This window comes from Sphingomonas endophytica, assembly GCF_001476895.1.
Lineage (GTDB): Bacteria > Pseudomonadota > Alphaproteobacteria > Sphingomonadales > Sphingomonadaceae > Sphingomonas > Sphingomonas endophytica_A.
Genome location: NZ_LDTB01000305.1, coordinates 1 through 552, shown reverse-complemented (window position 1 = coordinate 552; position 552 = coordinate 1). Strand labels below are relative to the sequence as shown.

At 54.0% G+C, this 552-nt stretch carries 1 protein-coding gene; it reads right to left on the bottom strand.

Annotated features, from left to right (window positions below):
- A partial coding sequence (locus NS334_RS17330; RefSeq protein WP_153002847.1) for a hypothetical protein occupies positions 1 to 419 on the bottom strand: 419 nt, incomplete at its 3' end.
- Between the last annotated feature and the right edge of the window lie 133 nt (positions 420 to 552).

Genomic DNA, 552 nt, shown 5'->3' with positions numbered 1-552 from the left:
CCCACGGACCACCCATCAAACATCTCTCGTGTGACGTGGACCGTGACCGCCTGGCCCTCCTCCTCGAACCTTTCCAGCGTCTCTGCCCAGAAAGCCAAGAATGAGGTCATCGGCTCTGTCAGGAGGCTTTGAAGCGCCTGAGCTTCGCTATCGTCAGCTGACGTGTATGTTGCGGCCTGATTGCGGACCGATAACACCTTATCGAGTGCTTTTCTTATACGGTTGTAACCTCGTTCGGTCGGCTCGGCTGTTTTGCAGTAGTCAACAAAAGTCCTGTAGAATTTGATCCTTGCCTGCTCCGCCTTCGCAAAGAGCTTCATCGCTCGGTGGGAAAACTCCTTGTCCACAATGGGCAGGATTGGCAGACCCAGCTCCCGCAACTCTCGGGCATCGTCAATATTGATCACGTTGTCGGTCATTATCGTGCTCCTCTCGTCGCATATGTTTCCGTTTGCTCAGGTGTTTGATGCCGGCCGATAGCGCACGGCGGAATTGTGTTTCCGTCGCTAACGACCGACTTAGTTAGTTGGTTTAGAAGGCTGAGCTGAGGGA